The sequence below is a fragment of the Aeromonas sp. ASNIH7 genome, from assembly GCF_002903485.1.
Lineage (GTDB): Bacteria > Pseudomonadota > Gammaproteobacteria > Enterobacterales > Aeromonadaceae > Aeromonas > Aeromonas caviae.
The window spans coordinates 1,822,843-1,842,717 of the sequence record NZ_CP026226.1 but is presented as its reverse complement, the minus strand read 5'-3'; the positions used below and the strand labels follow the sequence as shown (position 1 = coordinate 1,842,717).

Sequence of the window (19,875 nt, the reverse complement as noted above, 5' to 3'; positions counted from 1 at the left end):
TGAAAAAAGACCCGGACCTTTCCTGAGAAAAGGGGCCGGGTCCGGATACCGTTGCCAGAGACATGGCCGGCTTACAGGAAGAAGGGACTGGGCTGGAACAGACGCTCCACTTCCGGGATGTACTTCTTGTCCACCAGGAACATCACCACGTGGTCATCCTGCTGTATCTGGGTACGATCGTGGGCGATCAGCACCTCATCACCGCGCACCACTGCGCCTATGGTGGTGCCCGGGGGCAGCTTGAGATCGCCCACTGTCTTGCCCACCACCTTGGAGGTGTTCTCGTCCCCGTGGGCGATCGCCTCGATGGCTTCGGCCGCCCCGCGGCGCAGGCTGTAGACGTTGGCGATGTCGGCACGGCGCACATGGGTCAGCAGGGCCGAGATGGTGGCCTGCTGGGGGGAAATGGCGATGTCGATGGAGCCGCCCTGTACCAGGTCCACGTAGGCGCCGCGCTGGATCAGGACCATGGTCTTCTTGGCCCCCATCTTCTTGGCGAGCAGGGCCGACATGATGTTGGCCTCATCCTCGTTGGTGACCGCGATGAAGACGTCGATCTGGTCGATGTGCTCCTCCGCCAGCAGCTCCTGATCCGCCGCATCGCCGCAGAAGACGATGGTGTGTTCCAGGTGTTCTGAGAGCTGCTCCGCCCGCTTCTGGTTGCGCTCGATGAGCTTGACGCTGTAGCGCTTCTCTAGCTGGCGGGCAAGGCCGGCGCCTATGTTGCCGCCGCCGACGATCATGATGCGCCGGTAGGGGCTCTCGAGGCGTTGCAGCTCCGACATCACGGCGCGGATATGGCCCGCCGCGGCCACGAAGAACACCTCGTCATCGGCTTCGATGATGGTGGTGCCCTGGGGGCGGATGGAGCGCCCCTGGCGGAAGATGGCGGCGACCCGGGTTTCGATGTTGGGCATGTGTTCCCGCAGGGTGGAGAGCGCATTGCCCACCAGGGGGCCGCCGTAATAGGCCTTGACCGCCACCAGGCCCACCTTGCCGTCGGCAAAATCCACCACCTGCAACGCCCCCGGATACTCGATCAGGCGACGCACGTAGTCAGTCACCAGCTGCTCGGGGGCGATCAGGTGATCCACGGGGACGGATTCGGGCAGGAACAGGCGATCCCGCTCCACCAGATAGGCGGGAGACCGAATGCGCGCCACCTTGTTCGGGGTGTTGAACAGGGAGTAGGCGACCTGGCAGGCGACCATGTTGGTCTCGTCGCTGTTGGTGACGGCGACCAGCATGTCGGCATCCTGGGCGCCGGCTTCGCGCAGCACCCTGGGATGGGCGCCGTGGCCATTCACCACCCGCAGGTCGAATTTGTCCTGCAGTTCGCGCAGGCGCTCGCTATCGGTGTCGACGATGGTGATGTCGTTGTTCTCGCCGGCGAGATTCTCAGCCAGGGTGCCACCCACCTGACCTGCGCCCAGAATGATGATTTTCATAAGGCCATCTTACTCAAGGTTGTTGCTTCGTAATGAGGCGGCCCGTCACCGGGCCTGCCATCCGCCGGTTCGGCCTACAGCTTGATGAGCTTGGCATAGTAGAAGCCGTCCATCTCCGCCTCGCCGGGCAGGAACTGGCGACCCGGACAGGCCGGGGTGTCTTCTGCATGCAACGGCACCAGGCGGGCATCCGGGGTATCGGCCAGGAAGGCGCGGATCTGCTCCCGGTTCTCTTCCGGCAACACGGAGCAGGTGGCGTAGAGCAGGGTGCCGCCCTGCTTCAGCTTGCCCCAGAGGGCATCGAGAATGCGGCGTTGCAGCTCGGCCAGCTCGCGGATGTCTTGATCCCGGCGCAACCACTTGATGTCGGGGTGACGACGGATGACGCCGGTGGCGGAGCAGGGGGCATCCAGCAGGATGCGGTCGAACTGCCCCTGTGGCCACCACAGATCCGGCGTGCTGGCATCACCGTGGATCACTTGGGCCTGAAGGCCGATGCGATCCAGGTTCTCCTGCACCCGCTTGAGGCGGTTGTCGTCGGCGTCGACGGCAACCACGCCGGCAAGGGCCGGCTGGCGTTCCAGCAGGTGGGCGGTTTTGCCGCCGGGGGCGGCGCAGGCGTCCAGCACCCACTCTCCCGGCTGGGGATCGAGCAGGGCGGCGGCCTGCTGGGCGGCACCGTCCTGCACCGAGCAGTCACCCTGCTCGAAGCCGGGCAGCTTTGTCACGTCGCAGGGGCGCTCCAGCAGGATGCAATCTTCCCCTTCCACACCGGCCATGGCCGGGATGCCCGCCTCGCTCATGCGGGCCAGCATGGCCTCGCGGCTCTGGCGCTGGCTGTTGTTGCGGATCCACATGGGCGGGCGCTGGTTGTTGGCCTCCATGATGAACTCCCAGTCATCGGGATAGGCCTGACGCAGGCGCTTGGTGAGCCATTCGGGGTGGCCGAGGCGGACGCTGGGGACGCGGTCGATGCGCAGCAGGATCACTTCGGCGCTGCGCTGGAAGTTGCGCAGTACGCCGTTGATGAGGCCGCGCAGGGAAGAACCCTTGAGCAGCTTGACGGCGTTGACGGTCTCGGCCACGGCGGCGTGAGCCGGAATGCGGGTATAGATGAGCTGGTAGAGGCCGACCAGGATGAGGTAGTGGAAGATGCGGCTCTTGTTCTTGAGCGGCTTGTCCATCATCTCGCTGACCGCCGCATCGAGGCGGGGCAGCCAGCGCAGGGTGCCGTAGCAGAGTTCTTGCAGGAGGGCGCGATCGCGAGGGGCGACCTTCTCCTGGGCAGCAGGCAGAACGGCGGAGAGAGATTGGCCCTGATCCAGCACCTGTTGAATGACGAGAGCAGCCTGTGCGCGTGTTTTCATAGCGTTACCTTAGATGCACAAGTCGGGGCCAGGGCCCCGCTTGTGTCAATTCAATCCAGATCAAATCAGTTGCGTGCCAGGTTCAAACCAGTCGCGGCGAGAGTTGAGCAGATCCGAAACGGACATGGCCTTCTTGCCGGGAGGTTGCAGGGTCAGCAGGCGCAGCACCCCCTGACCGGTGGCAACCTCGATCCCCTGCTTGTCGGCCTTGAGCAGGGTGCCGGCTGCCTGGCCGTGATCCTGTGCGACGACCTCGGCCTGCCACACCTTGACGGTCTGTCCGGCGACGTCGAACCAGCTGATGGGCCAGGGGTTGAAGGCTCGGATGCAGCGTTCGATGGCAACGGCGTCCATCGACCAGTCGATGCGGGCCTCTTCCTTGGAGAGCTTCTCGGCGTAGTTGGCCAGCGCATCGTCCTGGGGCTCGGCAGCGGTATCGCCGGCAGCCATGGCGTCCAGGGTATCGACCAGTGCCTGCGGGCCCAGACCGGCCAGCTTGTCATAGAGGCTGGCAGAGGTCTCATCACTGGCGATGGGGCAGATTACCTTGCGGATCATGGCGCCGGTATCCAGCCCCACATCCATCTGCATGATGGTGACGCCGGTTTCGGCATCCCCCGCCCAGATGGAGCGTTGAATCGGGGCGGCACCACGCCAGCGTGGCAGCAGGGAGCCGTGCACGTTGATGCAGCCCAGACGCGGCGTATCGAGCACCGCTTTGGGGAGGATGAGGCCATAAGCCACGACGACCATCAGGTCGGCACCCAGAGCGGCCAGTTCGGCCTGCGCCGCTTCATTGCGCAGGGAGGCAGGTTGATAGACCGGCAGATCGTGGGCCAGCGCCAGTTCCTTGACCGGGCTGGCAGTGAGCTTCTGGCCGCGACCGGCGGGCTTGTCCGGCTGGGTATAAACGGCGACGACCTCGTGGCCGGAAGACAACAACGCCGCCAGATGACGGGCGGCGAAGTCGGGGGTACCGGCAAAAATCAGTTTCAGCTTGTTCAATGGAGCGGATCCTCAGAGGACTTTGCGATCTTCACGGGCCATCTTTTCCAGCTTCTGACGAATGCGCTGGCGCTTGAGCGGGGACAAGTAATCCACAAACAGCTTGCCGACCAGATGATCCATCTCATGTTGTATGCAGATGGCGAGCAGATCGTCCGCTTCCAGCTCGAAGGTGTTGCCGTGGCGATCTTGCGCCCTGACCTTGACCCACTCGGCGCGCGGAACCAGAGCACGGTTGCCGGGCACGGAGAGGCAGCCCTCTTCGATGCCGGTGCTGCCGGACTGCTCCAAGATCTCCGGGTTGATCAACACCAGCTGTTCTTCGCGGTTCTCGGAGACATCGATGACGATGATGCGCTGATGAATGTCGACCTGGGTCGCGGCCAGGCCGATGCCTTCCTCCGCGTACATGGTTTCGAACATATCATCTACAATGTGTTGTAACTCGGGTGTAAAGGCTTCGACAGGGGCCGCGACTGTGCGCAGACGCTCATCGGGGAAACGCAATACATCTAGAATGGCCATAATTTTTTCTTTAGTTTCATATAAACGCAGTCAATATTGACGTAATTCTAGTCATTTACGCCGACAAAAAACAGCAACACTTTGCGTGCAGAAGTAACAGGGAGTGTTATGTATCTGAAGCAAATCGTCGTCGCCTGCCTGGCGACAGCCCTGGCCGGTGGCGCCATGGCACAGCAGTTGACGCTCAAATCCGGTTACCCCGAGACTTATGTGGTGCAAAAAGGGGACACCCTCTGGGACATCTCGGGCCAGTATCTGGCCGAACCCTGGCTCTGGCCACGCCTCTGGAACATCAATCCGCAGATCGCCAATCCCCACTGGATCTATCCCGGTGACGTGCTGCACCTGAGCTGGGTCAATGGTGAGCCTCGGCTCGGCAAAGCCAGTCAGGGGGGCAAGCAGGTCATCCGTCTCTCGCCCAAGAACCGCTATGAAAACAAGGCTAATCCCATACCAACCTTGCCTCTGAGCGAGATAGCGCCCTTCCTGCAGACCGACCACATTCTGGCCAACAGCCAGCAGAGCAAGGACCTGCCCTATGTGCTCGGCAACAATGACAAGCATGTCGGGATGCTGGAGGGCGACATTCTCTATGTGAAAGGAGCCCTGAACCCGGGCCAGAGTTATGGCCTCTATCGCCCGGGGGTGGCATACAAGGACAAGCATACCGGCGAGTCGCTCGGTCAGGAGGCAATTTTTGTCGGCACGGTGCGGGCAGAGGAGTACCTTGCCCACGACACCACCAAAGTGACGCTGACCCATAACCGGCGTGAGGTGTATCAGGGCGACAAGGTGATGCCGCTGCCGTCGCAGGAGAGCATCTCTGCCGTGTTCATGCCAAAGGCGGCACCCTCCATTTCCCCCGGCTATGTGATCGAGCTGCCGAGTAAGGTACATGGTGGGGGCAAATTTGATGTGGTACTCATCAACAAGGGGGGGCGTGATCAGGTGGCCCCGGGCGATGTGCTCGAGATCCTGCGCCCGGGAGCCGAGATGGTGGACAAGAATGGCAAGGTGTCATACCGGGAATATTCATCCGTTTATGACAAGGCGTTCTATTCTGCCGGCAAGTCATCGCTGCCTGCCGAGGCCGTTGCCAGAGTCATGCTGTTCAAGGTCTACGACAAATTGAGTTACGGTCTTATCCTGCAGAGTCAGGATCTGGTCGGCTCTGGCTATCAGGTCAGTAATTTCTGACGTGTCCTTGCCACTGGAGCGGTTGTCGCTATGGCTGACGCTGGATGCCGTTACAGGCATAGGCCCGGTCACCGCCGCTCGCCTGCTGGCTCATGTGGGTGGTGACATCACAACTCTGTTTGACTCAGATGATGGCGCCCTGCGAGTTCTTGGTCTGCAGAGTGCCCAGATTCAGCAGATGAGATGGCCTCTTCCTGTCGTGGAGCAGGGATTGAGCTGGGCCGCCGAGCCCGGCAATCACCTCCTCTGTCCCGATGACCCCGCATATCCTGCCCTGCTCAAAGAGATCCCCGGCGCCCCGCTCTTGCTCTACTGCCGCGGGAACGTCTCATCCCTCTCCCTGCCACAGTTGGCGATGGTGGGTACCCGCCACCCCACCTATGCCGGCAAAGACAATGCGACACGCTTGTGTGCCGAGTTGGTGGGCTGTGGTCTGGCGATCACCTCCGGCCTCGCGTTGGGCATCGATGGCGTCTGCCATCAGCAGGCGCTGGCATCGGGCGGAATCACCCTGGCGGTGCTGGGATCCGGTCTGGATTGTCTCTACCCCAAGCGTCATCAGGGGTTGGCGATGCAAATCCTCGAGCAGGAAGGCCTGCTTGTTTCCGAGTTGGCGCCCCAGCAAGGCCCCCTGGCTGAACACTTCCCTCGCCGCAACCGTATCATCAGTGGCCTGTCGCTGGGGACACTGGTGGTGGAAGCGGCAGAACAGAGTGGTTCGCTCATCACGGCCCGTTATGCGCTGGAGCAGGGCCGCGAGGTCTTTGCCGTTCCCGGCGCTCCGCAAAATGCACAGGCAGCAGGGTGCAACCGTCTGCTTCAACAGGGTGCCAAGCTGGTCTTGAATGCCGCCGATATCCTGGAAGAGTTTCCAAGGCTGGTCTTGTCCCCTGGACCTGCCAACGGTTCTTCCGAGGCGCAGCATAATAGCGAATTGCCTTATGCCGATTTGTTGGATAACGTAGATTATGAGACCACGAGCGTGGATACCGTTGCCGAACGGGCCCGGCTTCCTGTCGATGTCGTACTGGGCAGGTTGGTAGAGCTGGAGCTGGTTGGTGCAGTGATGGCGGTAGCCGGTGGATACGTCAGAGCGAGGAGGGCGAATCATGTTTGATGTATTGATGTACCTTTTCGAGACCTACATCCACAGCGATGCAGATGTGATGGTCGAGCAGGATGAACTCACCGACGAACTGAGCCGGGCCGGTTTCGACAAGGACGAGATCGAGAAAGCGCTCAACTGGCTGGAGCGACTGGCCAACCTGCACGACAGCGAGCGGGAAGTCTATGTCACCGCAAGCCAGCAGGGCTCTATGCGGATCTATGCGCCGCAGGAGCTGGTTCGCCTCAGTACTGAATGTCGCGGTTTCCTGCTGTTCCTAGAGCAGGCGCAAGTGCTGAATGCCGAAACCCGTGAAATCTGCATCGAACGGTTGCTCGAGCTGGACAAGCCGGACATCGAGCTGGACGATCTGAAGTGGGTCGTCATGATGGTGCTGTTCAATGTGCCAGGCAGTGAAAACGCCTACCAGCAGATGGAAGAGCTGGTGTTTGACGAGTCGGACGGCGTCATCCACTGACAGCCCGGTGCCGCGCTGGTAGAATTCAGGCCATCTGGATTTCAAGGCGCGGCCCATGTCAAAGATCGATCACCACCTCTTCTCTGCCCACGAACATGCCTTCGAGCGCGAGCCGTGCCCGCAGTGTGGTGCTGAACTGGTGATCCGCCAGGGCAAGCACGGTCCCTTCCTTGGTTGTTCAGCCTATCCCGCTTGCGATTACATTCGCTCCCTCACCCCCTCTGGCCGCGATATAGAGAAAGTGCTCGAGGGGTCGTCCTGTCCGGATTGTGGCCATCCACTGGCCATCAAGAAGGGTCGTTACGGTCTGTTTGTGGGATGTACCCAGTACCCGGCCTGTCAGCATATCGAATCCCTTCAGGAGAGTGACGATACCCAAATCCTCTGCCCGGAGTGTGGCAAAGGTCATCTGGTGAGCCGCACGTCCCGTTATGGCAAACAGTTCTACTCGTGTGACGCCTATCCTAACTGCAAGTATGTGGTGAATGACAAGCCGGTTCCCATGCCCTGTCCCGAGTGTGGCTGGGGCATCATGATCGAGAAGAAGGTGCGGGGAAACCTGCGCTGGGTCTGCCCGCAAAAGAAATGCTCCCACCAGATTGAGCGGGTATAATCTCGCCGCCCATGATCAGGCAGGCGGATTGCTGGTCAGCGTGAGGTTGTGAGCCGATGCACATCGCCCAACTTGCCCTGATCCTGACCTGGTCGCCATCTCAAGCTCCCTGCGGTTGCTCGGTTCACTGATGCACTCAAGCGTCTGAACCGAAATGCATGACTGAAGAGGAGCAGGGATATAGCCCATATCGCAGCAGTGATGGCCCCGATGCCGTCATGTCGGTTCAACATACAATCCAGTGATGAGAGGCGGCAGCGTGGCTGTCGCATGTGCTTATGCCAAATGAATTTGAACAAGCGGTTGCCGCCCTTCAAGGAGAAGGGGTTATCGCCTATGCCACCGAAGCCGTGTTTGGTCTGGGGTGTGATCCTGATTCCGAAGCCGCCGTGCAGCGGCTGCTGGCCATCAAGCAGCGGCCGGTGGAGAAGGGATTGATCCTGATCGCGGCAGATCTGGCGCAATTGCAGGACTACATCGACCTGAGCCAGCTCAGCGATGAGCAGCTTGCTCGCGTGCAGGCGAGCTGGCCTGGTCCCTTCACCTGGATCATGCCCGCTCGCGCGACGACGCCGTCCTGGTTGACCGGTCAGTTCGAGACCCTGGCGGTGCGGGTCACAGGCCATCCCCAGGTGCAAGGGCTTTGCCGGGCATTTGGCAAACCGCTGGTGTCCACCAGTGCCAATCTAACCGGTGATGAACCCGCTCGTCGGGTGGCTGATATTGGCGATCTGCTGGCAAGCCAGCTGGCTTACATTCTGCCCGGCGAAGTCGGGGGGCAAGCCAACCCGTCCGAAATCAAGGACGCCCTCACCGGGGCCATTATTCGCCCATCCTGAGTTGGGCACGGCCCTGTTTCATGCAGGTTGTGCGATGAGGTCATGACAATACGAGAAGTGCAGGCAGTGCATGCATGATGCCTGTCTGACAGGAGATAAAATGAGCAAACCGGATGTGGCCCAGGTAAAAGCCTTCCTGCTGCAATTGCAGGATGATATCTGCCGTGGCCTGGAGCAGGCCGATGGATGCGGGCGCTTTGTGGAAGATGCCTGGAGTCGCGAAGGTGGTGGTGGCGGTAGAACACGGGTGCTGCGTCAGGGGGCGGTGATCGAGCAAGGTGGGGTCAACTTCTCCCATGTCTATGGCGATGCCATGCCGGCATCCGCGACCGCACATCGTCCCGAACTGGCTGGCCGCAGGTTTGAGGCCATGGGGGTATCGCTGGTGATCCACCCGCATAATCCCTATGTACCGACCAGCCATGCGAATGTGCGGTTCTTCATCGCCGAGAAAGAGGGGGAGGAGCCGATCTGGTGGTTTGGTGGCGGCTTCGACCTGACGCCCTTCTATCCGTTCGAAGAGGACGTGAGGCATTGGCACCAGGTCTCCCGTGAGCTCTGTCAGCCGTTCGGCACCGACATTTATCCCGAGTTCAAATCCTGGTGCGATCGTTACTTCTTCCTCAAGCATCGGGGCGAGACGCGCGGGGTGGGCGGTCTTTTCTTCGATGACCTGAACCGCTGGCCCTTTGCCGACTGCTTTGCCTTCATGCGTGCAGTGGGTGAGGGTTACCTCGCGGCCTACTTGCCGATTGTCGAGCGACGCAAGGAGCTTGCTTATGGGGAGCGGGAACGGGCGTTCCAGCTTTATCGCCGTGGCCGCTACGTGGAGTTCAATCTGGTCTACGACCGCGGGACCCTGTTCGGACTGCAGACGGGGGGGCGTACCGAATCCATCCTGATGTCGATGCCGCCGCTGGCGCGCTGGGAGTACGACTGGCAGCCGGAGGCTGGCAGCCCGGAGGCATTGCTCTACAGCGACTACCTCAAACCGCGCGAGTGGTTGTGACCAGAGGGGCCATGATGGCCTCTTCTTATTGGCCGATATTCGGCTTGTTCCTTCATGAGAAAACCCGTTAAATCGGGATATTGCTCTCAAAAGGAACGCCTTGATGGATCGTTATCTGGTTTTTGGCCACCCCGTACGCCACAGCAAATCTCCCTTCATTCATACCCTGTTTGCCAGGCAGACCCAGCAAGCGCTGGAGTATGGTCTGGCAGAACCTGCTGTCGATGAGTTTGCCAGCGCTCTGAACCACTTCTTCGCCGAAGGAGGGAAGGGGTGCAACGTGACCGTACCTTTCAAGGAGCAAGCCTTCGGGCTGGTGGAGCGGCTGAGCCCCAGGGCCAAGCGGGCGGGAGCGGTCAACACCATCAAACTGACTGATGATGGTGTGCTGCTGGGTGACAATACCGACGGCGCCGGGCTGGTCGCCGATCTCAAGGCTCACGGAGTGAACCTTGCCGGTAGCAGGATCCTGCTTCTGGGGGCCGGTGGCGCAGCTCGTGGTGCCCTGGCCCCCCTGCTGGCGGAAGCGCCGGGCGAGATCGTCGTGGTCAACCGTACCCATGCCAAGGCGGAACAGCTGGCTGTGGAGTTCAGGGATCTGGGCAGCATCACGGCTCAATCCTATGAACAGTTGGTGGGGCCGTTCGATCTCATCATCAATTCCACCTCAGCGAGTCTGCAAGGAGAGTTGCCACCTTTGGCGCCAACCCTCATCCACCCGGACATCGCGATCTACGACATGATGTATGGCGCAACGGACACAGCCTTCATCGGCTGGGCCAAACAACATGGCGCGCGCCATACCATGGATGGATTGGGCATGCTGGTCGAGCAGGCTGCTGAGGCCTTTACCGTATGGCGAGGGATCCGGCCCGGCACCAAGCAGGTATTGAGAGAGTTGCAGCGCAATCTGGGCGTCGTGTGAACCAGCTTGTGCGTTCTATTGGGCTGTCGGCAGGTCTGATGTAGAGATTCTGCATCTCTGGATAAGGGCTCCCTCGTGATGCGGCACGGCACGTGTGATGTGAAACGGTCGTTCTGCGGTGGGTGTGTGGCAGAACAGGTGCCATTTTTATAAAACCATTGCATAACAATAAGTTACTTTTACTTTGCCGTCACTCGCAGAATTTTTTTGAGTTTTTTCTCAAAGCAGCGGAACTTCTGTAACGGACTGCTGACTAACTGGATAGTTGAGGAAGTGCTAGCTAGTCACCTTTATAACTCCCCGGTATTCGTACTGGGGATTTTTTTATCTGCATGAAAATTATGAATATTTTTTCTTTTTTCTACCATTGAAACTAAATTACATAAATTACTTTCACTTTCTGCTGCTTTGCTGTACAGTTGTCGGCGTAGGGTACAGAGGTAAGATGTTCTATCTTTCAGACCTTTTATTTCACGTAATTGAATGTGGCTGAATAGCAGCCCCGATGAGTCATCGTCGGGGCGTTTTTTTATGCGCAACATTTAGAGCAAATGCTTTAATTGTTGCCGTTCTTTGTTAGAATGAAGGCGTTTCTTGAGGAAAACCAATCGTCTTTGTTCTCGAGAACTCGCTTTTTCCCAAATTTTTGAACTCATTTCTTCAGGCCGGTTTGCAATGGCAAGACCGGCCTCATTTTTATCCCTATATTGCCTCATCGTGTAATTAAATTTCAGTTTCGTTTGTTACGGCCTTCAATTCTGATTTTTTACTCGATATCCATGAAAACGGTATCAGGTTGATGATTAGTTAATTCTTTTCGCGTCTAAACATGCTATCAGTATGATTTAAATATATTTTTTGAGGTTTTTCTTCAGAGGTGGCGAAGGCGGGGAGGGAGGGCTCGGAGATGGGGGGATCATGAAAGCCTTTCAATCAGCGGAGGTCCAACTCCGCCAATTGCAGCCAGGGAGAGGAGTCGTTTACTCCTCGTTCTGATTATCTTCGTCGTCTGCCTGGGCGTTGTCTGCTTCGGACAGGTACCAGCCGCTCAGGGTCTGGGCCAGCTTCTCGACGCCGATATTGGTCAGAGAAGAGAATGCTTCAACCTGGATCTGCGGGCCCAGTTCTGCCACCGCCTGACGAACCTTGATCACCTGGTTGTTGCGGGGCCCCGGGCTTAACTTGTCCGCCTTGGTCAGCAACAGCATCACCGGCAGTTCACGGTGTGAACTCCATTCCAGCATGTTCATGTCGGTTTCCTTGAGCGGATGGCGGATGTCCATCAGGATCACCAGCCCTTTCAGGGACTCCCGTCGTTGCAGGTATTCAGCCAGTGACTTTTGCCACTTGAGCTTCATTTCCAGCGGAACCTGGGCATATCCATAGCCGGGCAAGTCGACCAGGCGTTTGCCCGGTTCCAGCTCAAACAGGTTGATCAGCTGAGTACGGCCAGGGGTCTTACTGGTACGTGCCAGGTTCTTGTGTTTGGTCAAGGTATTCAATGCAGACGATTTGCCAGCGTTGGAACGACCGGCAAACGCAATCTCGACACCCCCATCATTTGGCAGGTGGCGGATGTCGGGTGCGCTGGTCACAAAATGCACCTTATTGAAATTCAGAGTTTGTGTATCCAACGTAAATTCCCCATAGAGATAGAGGGTTATAGAGTTACTTTTTTGTGAAATAGTGTAAAATGGCGTCGCTTGAACGCGTTTATTTTAACATGCCTTCAGCGGCATGGGATCTGGAAGCCTAATAACGAGAAAGTTGGAACGCCATGAAGAACCTAGTCATTACACTTGCTCTGATGGTTGGCGTAACTGGGATGGCACAAGCCAAGGGCGATGCCGCTGCGGGACAAACCAAGGCTGCCGTCTGTGCGGCCTGTCATGGACCGGACGGCAACAGCCCAGTCGACATGTATCCCAAGATTGCTGGTCAGCACGCATCATATATCAAAAAACAATTAGTTGAACTGAAGGCTGCAGCTTCTGGCCAAACTGGTCGGGTTGCGCCCGTCATGGGACCCATGGCGTTGCCGTTGTCCGAGCAGGATATGGACGATCTTGCCGCCTATTTCTCCAGCCAGAAGGTGACGCCGGTTGCCGTGCCCGATGAGGTGGTTGCCGCAGGCAAGGCGCTTTATATGGGGGGAGACATGGAGCGAGGCCTGGCCGCCTGTACCGCCTGTCATGGCCCACGGGGTTCCGGCGTCGAGCAAGCGAAGTACCCCAGCCTGTCAGGGCAGCATCCCGCCTATATCAAGGCCCAGCTCACCGCTTTTCGTTCGGCGACCCGCGACAACGATCCCAATGGCATGATGCGGGATGTGGCCAAGAAGCTGACGGATCAGGACATCGAGGCGCTCTCCAAGTATGTGGCGGGGCTTCACTGATATAGACTGTTAGTTATCTTGTTGAAAAGAACAGGGAACCATTGTGTTCCCTGTTCTTTTTTGAGGTTGTAGCGATCGCCCGTAAACAGCCTGCATTGCTGTAAGAGATCTTCTATATACGGGGCTGGTCGTGTCTGAAAGATTGCTCACGTATATTATTTTATTTTTTGTTTTTCAATGAATTAAGAAATAGAACATTACTTTGTACCAGTTCGAAATGTGCTTTGGTTGATTGAGTCATCCAGCGAAGAAGTTACAGTAGGCAATCAGGATTGGCCGGAGAGAGGGAGCAAGACCCGTCTTCGGTTTGACAGGATGTCTGCTCGGAGCATGCGATGAGCAATAGATGCAAAAAGCCAGGATGGTGACCGCCAGGGATGAGCGGGGCTGCGGGAGGCAACCACCCCGATGGGAGGCAGGATGTCGCCGGTTTGGGTTAGACAAACAAACACACGCACACTCAGGACTGGTCAATAAGGATCAGGATGATCCAACGAAATGATGCGCCGTGGTTCGCCCAGGGATAAGGCGATTGGCTACCAGGGAATGGAACTCGCATGATGGAAAAAGGCAGCTTCGGCTGCCTTTTTTCTATTGGGTCATTAACCCGCCAAGACATTCTGTGTCAAAATACCAGCAACATGCCCAGAGGATGCCGATCCTGCGGTGTTCAGCGACCCAACGTGGTCGAATTGGTGCGGGATCCCACTCTTGTTCCATATTTACTGTTCCCCGCTTCAGCATCCTCCCCGGACGACACGCTCCGGGGGTTTCCATTCAGTTATTTGTCGGAGTCATTCATGTCGGCCAAACAACCCAACCGCAAGCCTACCGGCAAGCGCAAAGAATCAGATGCCAGTGCCCAGGAAGGTCGTGAGCGCAAGCGCGCCGCCAAGCGCAAGGGCCTGAAGGCGGGCTCCCGCCAACAGGTCGAGCAGGCGGGCAAAAAGAGTGGCTCCAAGCAGGTCAAGGATCCACGCATCGGCTCTCGCAAGCCCATCGTGCTGATTGCCGACGAGAAGGGCAGCAAGCCGGTGGCGACCAAGCCTGCGAAAGAGAAGCGGGTGGTGATGACCCCCGAGCAGGAGCTGGCGTCCATCGAAAATGATGATCGCCTCAATGCCTTGCTGGATCGTCTGGATGCCGGTGAAACCCTGGAGGCCGCAGAGCAGGCATGGGTCGATCAGCGGGTTGACCGTTATCAGGAGCTGATGGACGAGCTCGGTATCATCGACAACGACGATGACGAAGATGGCGACATGGATTTTGATGATGCCGATTTTGATGAGCCGAGTCAGCCTGCCTCCGAAGAGGAGCTGTGGGAGCGTTTCTCTCAGGCGGACTACCAGCCTGAAGCCAAACCCGAGCCGAAGAAAAAGTGATGAGTGGATGGATGCTGGCCGCCCTGTTGGGTGGCCTGATTTTGCTGGGGCTTGCCGTCTATGCCGGCACCCTGATGGCGCGTCTCAAACGCCAGCAAGAGATGCAGCAGCACGCCATTGCGGCCCGCAACGAGCGGATCCTGGAGAGTGTCAGGGTGATCGCCCACGCGGTACGAGATGGTCAGTGCGACTACTCAGAAGGCGCCATCCGGCTGACCAATCTGCTGGATGCCTTGCAAATAAAGGGGGGCCGCGCCTTTGCCACCGAGTTCCCGGGGCTCTACGGCCTCTATGAGAAGGTGAAGGAGATGCCGACCCATGAGGCGAGGCGGGCACTCAAGCGCAATGAAGTGATGAAGATGGATCTCGAACGCAGCGGCTACGAGGCCGAGCTGGAGGCGCAGATCCTTGAGGATGTCGCCAGACTGAAGGATTTTCAGTTAAGCCGGTGAGCCCATGACAAAGACAGAGGAAGCAAGCGTGCAAGCAGAACAGATTGTGTGGGATCAGGCCCTGATCGAAAAATACAACTACAGTGGTCCGCGTTATACCTCCTATCCCACTGCGCTGGAGTTCAACGAGGGGTTCGGCTATCCGGACTTTGTCCAGGCAGCGGGCCAGTATCCTGCACGCAATCTGTCTCTCTACGTGCACATCCCCTTCTGTCACAAGCTCTGCTACTACTGCGGTTGCAACAAGGTCATTACCCGGCACCAGCACAAGGCAGATCAATACCTCGACTACCTCGAACAGGAGATCAAGGCCCAGGCCCCCCTGTTCAAGGAGAGACTGGTCACCCAGCTGCACTGGGGTGGCGGCACACCCACCTATCTGAGCGAACCCCAGACTCGTCGCCTGATGGCCATGTTGCGGGAGCACTTCCACTTCGCCGAGGAGGGGGAGATCAGCATCGAGGTGGATCCCCGCGAGATCGAATTGTCCATGCTGGATGTGCTGCGGGAGCTCGGTTTCAACCGCATCAGCCTTGGCGTTCAGGACTTCAACAAGGCGGTCCAGGTTGCGGTCAATCGGGAGCAGGACAACGACTTCATCCGCGCCATGCTGGTCCGTGCCCGCGAGCTGGGGTTCCGCTCCACCAATCTGGATCTCATCTACGGTCTGCCGCACCAGAACCGGGAGAGCTTCCATCACACCCTGGAAGAGGTGCTCAAAACCGACCCGGCCCGCCTCTCCATCTTCAACTATGCCCACCTGCCGAGCCGTTTTGCCGCCCAGCACAAGCTGAAAGAAGCGGACATGCCGGCGCCGCAGGAGAAGCTGGCCATGCTGCAAGATACCATTGCCTTCCTGACCGGCCAGGGTTATCAGTTCATCGGCATGGACCACTTTGCCAAGCCCGATGACGAGCTGGCGGTCGCCCAGCGCGAAGGCAAGCTGCATCGCAACTTCCAGGGCTATACCACCCAGGGGGATTGCGATCTGCTGGGGCTGGGGGTCTCTTCCATCAGCATGATGGGGGATGCCTATTCCCAGAACCAGAAGGATCTCAAAACCTACTACGCCCAGGTCGAGTCACTAGGCCATGCCCAGTGGAAGGGGTGCTCCCTCAATCGGGACGATCTGATCCGTCGTGAGGTGATCAAGCGCCTCATCTGCGATTTTTCCCTGAACTTCGCCGCTGTGGAGCAGGCCCACGGCCTGGTGTTCAAGGAGTATTTTGCCGAGGATCTCAATCTGTTGCAGACCTTCATCGACGACGGTCTGGTGCGCATGACCGAAGAGGGGCTGGAGGTGGTCTCCACCGGTCAGCTGCTGATCCGCAACATCTGCATGTGCTTCGATGTCTACCTGCGCAACAAGGCGCGCCAGCAGCAGTTCTCCCGGGTGATCTAGGCCGGGCAATGTCGTTGGACAATAAAAAACCGCCTTTCGGCGGTTTTTTTATTGGGTTTTACCCCTGCTCAGCGTTGAGCCGCGCGGGCACTCAGCTCGGCCTTCTCGGCTTCGCTCAGGAAGGCCAGGATCAGGCCGTTCTGCTGGGCGGTGCGGATTTCGCTCACCGTCATGCCGGCAGCGGGGGCAGCCACCTCGTATTCATGGGGCAGGTCGATCCCCTCCACCGCCGGATCGTCGGTATTGAGGCAGGCCAGCACGCCGGCGGCCAGGAACTGGCGGATCGGGTGATCGGCCAGATTCGCCACCGTGGTGGTCTGGAGGTTGGAGGTGAGGCAGGACTCGATGCCGATGCGGTGTTCGGCCAGATAGGCCATCAGGGCCGGATCCTGGATGGCCTTGACGCCGTGGCCGATGCGCTCGGCTCCCAGCTCGCGAATGGCCTGCCACATGCTCTCGGGACCGGCGGCTTCACCGGCGTGCACGGTGACCCGCATGCCTGCATCCCGCACCCGGCGGAAGTGGTCGGTGAAGAGATCGCCCGGGAAGCCCAGCTCGTCGCCGGCCAGATCGATGGCGACCAGGCGATCGCGATGAGCCAGACAGGCATCCAGCTCCTGCTTGCACTGCTCGGTGCCGAAGGTACGGCTCATGATGCCGATGAGATTGGTCTTGATGCCGAAGTCACGGCTGCCTGCGGCCACGCCGTCGATGATGGCTTCGACCACGCCCTGTGGGTGCAGTTTGTGGGTCATCGCCATGTAGGCCGGGCTGAAGCGCAGCTCGGCATAGTCGATCCCGGCACGCAGCAGATCTTCCACGTTTTCGTAGGCGACCCGGCGGCAGGCATCGTAGTCGGCCAGCACGGCCACGCCCCAGTCCAGTTTCTTCAGGAAGGCCACCAGACTCGGCTCGTTCTCGACGATCTGCACGTGCGGGCGCAGGGCTTCCAGCTCATCGGCCGGCAGTCGGATGTTGTGCTGACGTCCCAGCTCGAGAATGGTCTGCGGGCGGATGTTGCCATCCAGATGGCGATGCAGGTCGGTCAGGGGGAGGGATCTGTCAATCATGGGGCACCTTCTGCGAGTCGGGTTGGAAAGCCTGCCATTCTAGGCGGGGCGCCTGAAAAAGATACCCCGTTTGCAAGCAAACGGGGTGTGATTGGTCAGGCTTTCCCTCAAGGCGTGATGGGAATCGTTTTTCCCGCGGGCTCAGGGAATGTCGAGCTCCTTGAGCTTGCGGGTCAGGGTATTGCGGCCCCAGCCGAGCAGGCGGGCTGCCTCCTGCTTGTGACCGTGGGTGTGATCCAGTGCCGTCTCCAGCATGATCCGTTCGAACTGGGGCATGGCATCCGCCAGGATATCGGTCTCCCCCAGCGCCAGCTTGGCGGCCACCCAGTCCTGCAACTGTTGCTGCCAGCCACCGGTCAGGGCGGGCTGGCCCGGCTCGGCGGTGCTGGTGATGGGAGTCAGCAGCTCGGTGGGCAGATCGCCTACCAGCACCTCCTGGCCCGAGGCCATCACCGTCAGCCAGCGGCAGACGTTCTCCAGCTGGCGCACGTTGCCCGGCCAGGGGAGGCGGCTGATGTAGGTCTGGGTATCCGGGTGCAGGCTCTTGGCCTCCACGTTCAGCTCCTTGGCGGCTCGCAGCAGGAAGTGCTGGGCCAGCTGGGGGATGTCCTCCCGGCGCTCCTTGAGGGCCGGAATATGGATGCGGATGACGTTGAGGCGGTGGAACAGGTCTTCCCGAAACTCGCCGTCGGCGACCCGCTTCTCCAGATTCTGGTGGGTGGCGGCAATGATCCGCACATCCACCTGCACCGGTTGGTGGCCGCCAACCCGGTAGAACTGCCCGTCCGCCAGTACCCGCAGCAACCGGGTCTGCACGTCCAGCGGCATGTCGCCTATTTCGTCGAGAAACAGGGTGCCACCATCGGCCTGTTCGAAGCGGCCGTGACGAATGTTGTTGGCGCCGGTGAAGGCTCCCTTCTCATGGCCGAACAGCTCGGATTCGATGAGATCTTTCGGGATGGCCGCCATGTTGAGGGCGATGAAGTTCTTGTGGGCCCGGGGGCTGTGCTTGTGCAGGGCATGGGCAACCAGCTCCTTGCCGGTACCGCTCTGGCCGTTGATGAGCACCGAGATGCTGGAGCGCGACAGCCGGCCGATGGCGCGGAACACCTCCTGCATGGCAGGGGCTTCGCCGATGATCTCCGGGGTGGTGGTGGCTTCCTGCTGGCGAGCCTTGCGCTTGGTACGTTGCTCCTTGAGGTGGTTCTCGGCCCGGCGTACCAGGGTGACCGCCTCGTCGATGTCGAACGGCTTGGGCAGGTATTCGAAGGCACCGCGCTGGTAGGCGTTGACCGCGCTGTCGAGGTCCGAGTGGGCCGTCATGATGATGATGGGCAGATCGGCCTGGCGGCGATGGATCTGCTCCAGCAGGCTCAGGCCGTCGATGCCCGGCATGCGGATATCCGAGAGGATCACGTCCGGTGAGCGCATCTCCAGTGAACTCAGCAGGGCTTCGCCGTCGGCGAAACTTTCGCATTCGAAGCCTTCGCTGCCAAGGGTGCGCTCCAGAACCCACCGGATGGAGCTGTCGTCATCGACGATCCACACTTTTGCTGTCATGAGGTTCCCTTATTTGCGAAGTGGTAAATAAATGGTGAATTCGGTGTGGCCTGGCCAGCTGATGCAGTCGATGCGACCCTTGTGCTGATCGATCAGGTTCTGGGCGATGGAGAGGCCCAGGCCCGTTCCCCCTTCCTTGCCGGTGATCATGGGGTAGAAGAGGGTGTCGCGAATGGCGTCGGGAATGCCGGGGCCGTTGTCGATGATCTTGATTTCGGCCGCCAGGCGATAGCGCTGGCCATGGATGGTGATCTGGAAGGCGGTGCGCGTCTTGATGCGGATGAGGCCGTCCTGATCCCCAAGGGCTTCGGCGGCGTTGCGCACTATGTTCAGGAACGCCTGTTGCAGCTGGTCCGATTCCATCTCGAATTCGGGGATGCTGGGGTCGTAGTCCCGCTCGATGCGGATCTGCGGCGGCAGCTCCAGGTCCACCAGACGGCGCACCTGCTCCAGCACGGAGTGAACGTTGTGCATCTGGTGACGGCCGGGACGCTGGGGACCGAGCAACCTGTCGACCAGCACCCGTAGGCGATCGGCCTGCTCGATGATGATGCCGGTGTATTCACGCAAGGCCGGGTCGGGCAACTCCTTTTGCAGCAGTTGGGCCGCGCCGCGCAATCCCCCCAGGGGGTTCTTGATCTCGTGCGCCAGGCCGCGCACCAGCTCCTTGGCGGCCTGCTGCTGGGCGTGTTGCTGCAGCTCCTGGCTGATCTTCTTCTGCTGATCGATCTTGCGCAGTTCTACCACCATCAGTCGCTGTTCATGATCGGCCATGGGGCTGACGCTGATCTCTACCAGCCTGGGCTCCCCCTCCACCACCAGGGTGACTTCGCTGTCGGTGAAGCCCTGCCCCGAAATGAGGCACTGTTTGAAACGCTGCAGATCGAGAGAGATGTGCTCCAGCAGGTGGGGCAGTTCGATGCCGATCAGTCGTCGTTCGCTGAGGGAAAGCAGCTGCTCTGCCGCCGGGTTGACGAATTGAATGCAGAGACGTTCATCCATGAGAATGACGGCGGTCAGCAGATTGTCCAAGAGTGTCTTGGCGTTGTCCGAGCGGGTTGGCACAGGTTTCTCCCTAAAACGGTGCTGTACACCTGGAATGC

Annotated in this window: 19 protein-coding genes; 11 read left to right on the top strand and 8 right to left on the bottom strand. The window is 59.4% G+C overall.

The features are described 5' to 3' along the window. Window positions 1–71: 71 nt before the first annotated feature. The 4 genes from trkA to def form a co-directional block, all read right to left on the bottom strand. The gene (gene trkA / locus C2U47_RS08735) at window positions 72–1,448 is read right to left on the bottom strand and encodes a Trk system potassium transporter TrkA (protein ID WP_049636718.1); all 1,377 of its coding nucleotides are present in this window, start codon (window positions 1,446–1,448) and stop codon (window positions 72–74) included. A 74-nt stretch (window positions 1,449–1,522) separates the two neighbouring features. Further along, a complete protein-coding gene (gene rsmB / locus C2U47_RS08730) occupies window positions 1,523–2,815 on the bottom strand; it encodes a 16S rRNA (cytosine(967)-C(5))-methyltransferase RsmB (protein WP_010672505.1) in 1,293 nt (430 codons plus the stop codon). A gap of 60 nt (window positions 2,816–2,875) precedes the next feature. Beyond that, window positions 2,876–3,820, bottom strand: a complete 945-nt coding sequence (fmt, locus tag C2U47_RS08725; protein ID WP_043153554.1) for a methionyl-tRNA formyltransferase — start codon at window positions 3,818–3,820, stop codon at window positions 2,876–2,878. Window positions 3,821–3,832: 12 nt separating this feature from the next. Then, window positions 3,833–4,345 carry a peptide deformylase gene (def, locus tag C2U47_RS08720; RefSeq protein WP_010672507.1) on the bottom strand — a complete coding sequence of 171 codons (513 nt, stop codon included), beginning with the start codon at window positions 4,343–4,345 and terminating at the stop codon, window positions 3,833–3,835. A gap of 108 nt (window positions 4,346–4,453) precedes the next feature. On the opposite strand from def, the gene C2U47_RS08715 reads away from it, so the two are divergent. The 7 genes from C2U47_RS08715 to aroE all read left to right on the top strand — a co-directional run bounded on the left by C2U47_RS08715 (window position 4,454) and on the right by aroE (window position 10,511). Then, complete coding sequence (locus C2U47_RS08715; RefSeq protein WP_010672508.1) at window positions 4,454–5,542, top strand: LysM peptidoglycan-binding domain-containing protein; 1,089 nt, start codon at window positions 4,454–4,456, stop codon at window positions 5,540–5,542. A 1-nt stretch (window position 5,543) separates the two neighbouring features. Next, window positions 5,544–6,659: a DNA-processing protein DprA gene (gene dprA / locus C2U47_RS08710; protein ID WP_043153552.1), complete on the top strand. Its 1,116-nt coding sequence runs from the start codon at window positions 5,544–5,546 to the stop codon at window positions 6,657–6,659. After that, on the top strand, window positions 6,652–7,125 hold the full coding sequence (locus C2U47_RS08705) for a DUF494 family protein (RefSeq protein ID WP_010672510.1): 474 nt from the start codon (window positions 6,652–6,654) through the stop codon (window positions 7,123–7,125). The genes dprA and C2U47_RS08705 overlap by 8 nt, the downstream gene beginning before the upstream one ends. A 55-nt stretch (window positions 7,126–7,180) precedes the next feature. Beyond that, window positions 7,181–7,738: a DNA topoisomerase family protein gene (locus tag C2U47_RS08700; protein WP_049636717.1), complete on the top strand. Its 558-nt coding sequence runs from the start codon at window positions 7,181–7,183 to the stop codon at window positions 7,736–7,738. Between the two features lie 278 nt (window positions 7,739–8,016). Then, window positions 8,017–8,577, top strand: a complete 561-nt coding sequence (locus C2U47_RS08695; protein ID WP_049636716.1) for a Sua5/YciO/YrdC/YwlC family protein — start codon at window positions 8,017–8,019, stop codon at window positions 8,575–8,577. A 100-nt stretch (window positions 8,578–8,677) separates the two neighbouring features. Then, on the top strand, window positions 8,678–9,586 hold the full coding sequence (hemF, locus tag C2U47_RS08690) for an oxygen-dependent coproporphyrinogen oxidase (RefSeq protein WP_049636715.1): 909 nt from the start codon (window positions 8,678–8,680) through the stop codon (window positions 9,584–9,586). Between the two features lie 103 nt (window positions 9,587–9,689). Continuing rightward, the gene (gene aroE, locus C2U47_RS08685; RefSeq protein WP_049636714.1) at window positions 9,690–10,511 is read left to right on the top strand and encodes a shikimate dehydrogenase; all 822 of its coding nucleotides are present in this window, start codon (window positions 9,690–9,692) and stop codon (window positions 10,509–10,511) included. 980 nt (window positions 10,512–11,491) lie between these two features. Here the strand turns inward: aroE and yihA are convergent. Then, complete coding sequence (gene yihA / locus C2U47_RS08675; protein ID WP_049636713.1) at window positions 11,492–12,145, bottom strand: ribosome biogenesis GTP-binding protein YihA/YsxC; 654 nt, start codon at window positions 12,143–12,145, stop codon at window positions 11,492–11,494. Between the two features lie 143 nt (window positions 12,146–12,288). Here yihA and C2U47_RS08670 point away from each other — a divergent pair, with 143 nt between their 5' ends. From C2U47_RS08670 to hemN, 4 genes are all read left to right on the top strand, one after another. Further along, window positions 12,289–12,906 (top strand): c-type cytochrome, encoded by a 618-nt coding sequence (locus tag C2U47_RS08670; protein WP_010672518.1) that lies wholly within the window; start codon window positions 12,289–12,291, stop codon window positions 12,904–12,906. A gap of 800 nt (window positions 12,907–13,706) precedes the next feature. Continuing rightward, window positions 13,707–14,288, top strand: coding sequence for a Der GTPase-activating protein YihI (gene yihI, locus C2U47_RS08665; RefSeq protein ID WP_010672519.1), 582 nt, complete (start codon window positions 13,707–13,709; stop codon window positions 14,286–14,288). Between the two features lie 11 nt (window positions 14,289–14,299). Then, complete coding sequence (locus tag C2U47_RS08660) at window positions 14,300–14,740, top strand: DUF2489 domain-containing protein (protein ID WP_039039514.1); 441 nt, start codon at window positions 14,300–14,302, stop codon at window positions 14,738–14,740. A gap of 28 nt (window positions 14,741–14,768) precedes the next feature. Then, entirely contained in the window at window positions 14,769–16,142 is a 1,374-nt protein-coding gene (hemN, locus tag C2U47_RS08655; RefSeq protein WP_080988650.1) for an oxygen-independent coproporphyrinogen III oxidase, read from the top strand. A gap of 68 nt (window positions 16,143–16,210) precedes the next feature. On the opposite strand, the gene add is transcribed toward hemN, so the two are convergent. The 3 genes from add to glnL form a co-directional block, all read right to left on the bottom strand. Further along, window positions 16,211–17,212, bottom strand: a complete 1,002-nt coding sequence (gene add, locus C2U47_RS08650) for an adenosine deaminase (RefSeq protein WP_049636711.1) — start codon at window positions 17,210–17,212, stop codon at window positions 16,211–16,213. Window positions 17,213–17,353: 141 nt separating this feature from the next. Beyond that, window positions 17,354–18,772 (bottom strand): nitrogen regulation protein NR(I), encoded by a 1,419-nt coding sequence (gene glnG / locus C2U47_RS08645; RefSeq protein ID WP_010672523.1) that lies wholly within the window; start codon window positions 18,770–18,772, stop codon window positions 17,354–17,356. A gap of 9 nt (window positions 18,773–18,781) precedes the next feature. Next, entirely contained in the window at window positions 18,782–19,837 is a 1,056-nt protein-coding gene (glnL, locus tag C2U47_RS08640; protein WP_010672524.1) for a nitrogen regulation protein NR(II), read from the bottom strand. Between the last annotated feature and the right edge of the window lie 38 nt (window positions 19,838–19,875).

Excerpts from the sequence above, each read along its gene's own strand:
- C2U47_RS08660 (WP_039039514.1), top strand. The coding sequence starts at position 14,300 with ATGCTGGCCGCCCTGTTGGGTGGCCTGATTTTGCTGGGGCTTGCCGTC.
- hemF (WP_049636715.1), top strand. The coding sequence starts at position 8,678 with ATGAGCAAACCGGATGTGGCCCAGGTAAAAGCCTTCCTGCTGCAATTG.
- yihI (WP_010672519.1), top strand. The coding sequence starts at position 13,707 with ATGTCGGCCAAACAACCCAACCGCAAGCCTACCGGCAAGCGCAAAGAA.
- C2U47_RS08700 (WP_049636717.1), top strand. The coding sequence starts at position 7,181 with ATGTCAAAGATCGATCACCACCTCTTCTCTGCCCACGAACATGCCTTC.
- C2U47_RS08670 (WP_010672518.1), top strand. The coding sequence starts at position 12,289 with ATGAAGAACCTAGTCATTACACTTGCTCTGATGGTTGGCGTAACTGGG.
- C2U47_RS08705 (WP_010672510.1), top strand. The coding sequence starts at position 6,652 with ATGTTTGATGTATTGATGTACCTTTTCGAGACCTACATCCACAGCGAT.
- rsmB (WP_010672505.1), bottom strand. The coding sequence starts at position 2,815 with ATGAAAACACGCGCACAGGCTGCTCTCGTCATTCAACAGGTGCTGGAT.
- glnG (WP_010672523.1), bottom strand. The coding sequence starts at position 18,772 with ATGACAGCAAAAGTGTGGATCGTCGATGACGACAGCTCCATCCGGTGG.
- trkA (WP_049636718.1), bottom strand. The coding sequence starts at position 1,448 with ATGAAAATCATCATTCTGGGCGCAGGTCAGGTGGGTGGCACCCTGGCT.
- C2U47_RS08695 (WP_049636716.1), top strand. The coding sequence starts at position 8,017 with ATGCCAAATGAATTTGAACAAGCGGTTGCCGCCCTTCAAGGAGAAGGG.
- add (WP_049636711.1), bottom strand. The coding sequence starts at position 17,212 with ATGATTGACAGATCCCTCCCCCTGACCGACCTGCATCGCCATCTGGAT.
- aroE (WP_049636714.1), top strand. The coding sequence starts at position 9,690 with ATGGATCGTTATCTGGTTTTTGGCCACCCCGTACGCCACAGCAAATCT.
- C2U47_RS08715 (WP_010672508.1), top strand. The coding sequence starts at position 4,454 with ATGTATCTGAAGCAAATCGTCGTCGCCTGCCTGGCGACAGCCCTGGCC.
- def (WP_010672507.1), bottom strand. The coding sequence starts at position 4,345 with ATGGCCATTCTAGATGTATTGCGTTTCCCCGATGAGCGTCTGCGCACA.